Source organism: Variovorax sp. 20P10.2.4 (assembly GCF_058244205.1).
In genome coordinates, this window is record NZ_JBZAYE010000787.1 from 1 (window position 1) to 3,011 (window position 3,011).

At 70.5% G+C, this 3,011-nt stretch carries 3 protein-coding genes; 1 reads left to right on the forward strand and 2 read right to left on the reverse strand.

What is annotated here, in order from left to right; genetic code table 11:
- On the reverse strand, nucleotides 1-321 hold a 321-nt coding region (locus AC27VN_RS37530), incomplete at its 3' end, for an MFS transporter (RefSeq protein WP_490879937.1).
- A gap of 156 nt (nucleotides 322-477) precedes the next feature.
- Between AC27VN_RS37530 and AC27VN_RS37535 the strand changes: the two genes are divergently transcribed.
- Nucleotides 478-1,383: a LysR family transcriptional regulator gene (locus AC27VN_RS37535; RefSeq protein ID WP_490879938.1), complete on the forward strand. Its 906-nt coding sequence runs from the start codon at nucleotides 478-480 to the stop codon at nucleotides 1,381-1,383.
- Nucleotide 1,384: 1 nt separating this feature from the next.
- Here the strand turns inward: AC27VN_RS37535 and AC27VN_RS37540 are convergent, their stop codons facing one another.
- Nucleotides 1,385-2,866: an AAA family ATPase gene (locus tag AC27VN_RS37540; RefSeq protein ID WP_490879939.1), complete on the reverse strand. Its 1,482-nt coding sequence runs from the start codon at nucleotides 2,864-2,866 to the stop codon at nucleotides 1,385-1,387.
- Nucleotides 2,867-3,011: the final 145 nt, after the last annotated feature.

Below are 3,011 nucleotides of genomic sequence, written 5' to 3' on the forward strand. Positions count from 1 at the left end.
GCCCGGCGCGCACACCGCGAACAGGCTGCCGAGCAGGATCAGCAGCAGCCCGAGCACGAACACGCGCTTGCGCCCATAGGCATCGGCCAGCGCGCCGGCCGCCATCAACGTGCCGCCGAAGCTCAGCATGAAGGCATTGGTGACCCAGTTGAGCTGCACCGGGCTGCCGCCCAGCGCGGCATGGATCGCGGGCAGCGCCACGGCCGGGCCGGTGAAGCTCAGCGGCATGCCGATCGCGGCCAGGCAGACGGCGGCGAGCAGCCAGTACGGATGCGGCGCCGGGGAAGACGAAGACGCCGACGAAGACAAGGAAGAAGACATGGACACCCTTCACGCAGGACCGAAGACAGGGCCGGGCGGCGCCGGCCCGGAGACCCGGCCGACGCCCTCCTCGGCGTGAAGAGAAGATAAAAATGATTGAATGCAAAGAGAATGGGCGCATTGCTCCACTCACTCCCAACCTGAGGTTGCCAATCGATGGACAGTTTCAGCGGCCTCGAATCCTTCGTGCGGGCGGCCGACCTGCTGAGCTTCGCCAAGGCGGGGCGCCTGCTCGGCATCTCCGCCTCGGCGGTCGGCAAGAACGTGGCGCGGCTCGAGCAGCAGTTGGGCCTGCGGCTGTTCAACCGCACCACGCGCCAGGTGCGGCTCACGCAGGAAGGCGCGATGTTCCACGAGCGCTGCCGCCGCATCCTCGACGAGCTCGACGATGCGCGCGCGATGATGCAGGACGCCGTGGCCCAGCCGCGCGGCCGGCTGCGCGTGAGCCTGCCGACCATCGGCTACCGCTTCCTGCTGCCGATGCTGCCGGACTTCCAGGCCCGCTATCCGCAGATCGAGCTCGACCTCGACTTCAACGACCGGCTGGTCGACGTGATCGCCGAGGGCGTGGACGTGGCGATCCGCAGCGGCGAGCTGGTCGATTCGGGGCTGGTGGCGCGCGGCCTCGGGCCGTTCCGCTTCCTGCTGGTGGCCGCGCCGGCCTACCTCGCGCGCCATGGCGTGCCGCAACAGCCGGCCGACCTCGCCGAGCATGCCTGCCTGCGCTACAAGTTCGTGACCGGCACGCGCATCGAGGACTGGACCCTGCCGGGCCTGCCCGAGCGGCTGCCCTGCACGATGCTGTGCAACAACATGGAGGCCATGCTCGGCGCCGCCATTGCCGGGCTCGGCATCGGCTTCATGCCCGACTTCCTCGCGCGCGATGCGCTGGCGCGCGGCGAGCTGCAGTGCGTGCTCGCGCCCCACGTCACGCACCGCGGCCAGTTCTCGGCGCTGTGGCCGTCGAGCCGGCAGCTGTCGCCGAAGGTGCGCGCCTTCGTGGACTTCGCGGTCGAGCGGATGTTTCCGCCGCCGACCGACGAAGGCGACAGGCGGGACTGACTCAGGCGGGCACGGCGGCCACCGCCGGTTCGGCCGGCACGGTCGCTGCGGCCGACTCGGACACTGCGGCCGGCGGCTCCTGCGCCAGGTCGAACAGCGCACCGATCCGCGCATTGCCGGTGATCGCCGCCAGCTCGCGGCTGCTCAGCGTGGTGCCCGCGCCGCCCTCGAGCTGCGCGATCCGCACCGAGGCCTTCTCGCCGGCCAGCACCATGAAGGGCGAGTGCGTGGTGTAGACGATCTGCTGCGCGAAATCCTGCTCGAAGTGCGCGAGCAGGTCGGCCTGCGAGCGCGGATGCAGGTGCAGGCCGGGCTCGTCGAGCAGCAGCACGATGGTGCCATCGCCCTGCTCGCCGGCCTCGCCGCGCAGGCCCGCGAAGAAGGCCACGTGGAACGCGAAGAACCACTGGAAGCCACGGCTGCGCTCGTCCAGCCCGACCTCGACCTCGTAGGCACCGCCCGGGTCGGACACCAGCGTGTCGAACTCGTCGCCGTCGAGGTTGAAGCGCACCTTGAGCGGCCGGTCCTTCCACAGCCGGCGGATCTCGGCCGTCATCGCCGCGCCCGCGCGGTTCACGAGCTGGTTTCGCGTGGCCTGGTCGCCGCGCTCGTGCAGCACATGCAGCTCGCGCGGATCGAGACCCGCGGCGCGGCACAGGGTGCCGAAGCTGCGCTGCGCGCTCGAGAGATGGTCGCGCGCCTCGCTCGAGAGGTAGTCGGCGATGTTCTGGCGGCCCTGCAGCGCGGGGTACTCGTCGACGAACACGAAGCGCGGCAGCCGCTCGAGGATCCACGCCTTGGCGCGCGCGAGCGCGGGTCCGTCGCTGACGATCGACAGCGACAGCTCCTCGAGCTCGGTCATCATCTGCGCGGGCTTGTCGGCCAGCTCGGCACCGGCCGCGGCCAGCGCCTGGCGCAGCGCGGCCAGGGCGAGCTGCGCACCCTCGGACCACTTGAGCAGGTCGGGGTTGAGGATCATCGCGCCGTCGAAGGCATCGGCCGCCTGCTCGAGCGGCGCGCGCAGTTCGTCGGCCAGCTTCTCGGCCGCGGCCTTCACGGCCGGCACGATCTTGCGGATCTTGCCCTTGGCATCGCCGACGTCGATCGACAGGTCGCCCAGGCCCTCGAGGCCGGCCCAGCGCGCCGGGCCATAGCCGCGGCCCGCGGTCACGTGGCTCACGCCCGAGGCGCGCGGCAGCATGCGCACCAGCTCGGCCTGCTCCTGCGGCTCGAGGCGCCAGCGCGTGTGGACCACGGGCGTGTCGGCCGTGCATTCGCTCAGGCGGCGGTGGCGCGGAAAGTTCTTGATCGGGCTCAGCGCGCTGACCGGCCCCTCGGCCGGGTTCAGGCTGTGCAGCGCGCGCAGCAGATTGGATTTGCCGGTGTCGTTGCGGCCGAGGATCGTGGTGATCCGGGAGAGTTCGATGGGACCGCTGTCGTTGATCGAGCGAAAGTGGGTGATCTGGAAGGACGCCAGGCGCATGCGGGAAAGTCGATTCACAAAAAAGCAGGGCCGGGGAATGTAGTGCACTCCCGGCCCCTTTCCGATCGGCGCGCGAAAAAAATCGGCGCGATCCCTGGCTTGCGACTCAGCTCATTCGGCCGCGCGCCGCAGCGTCTCGACCACC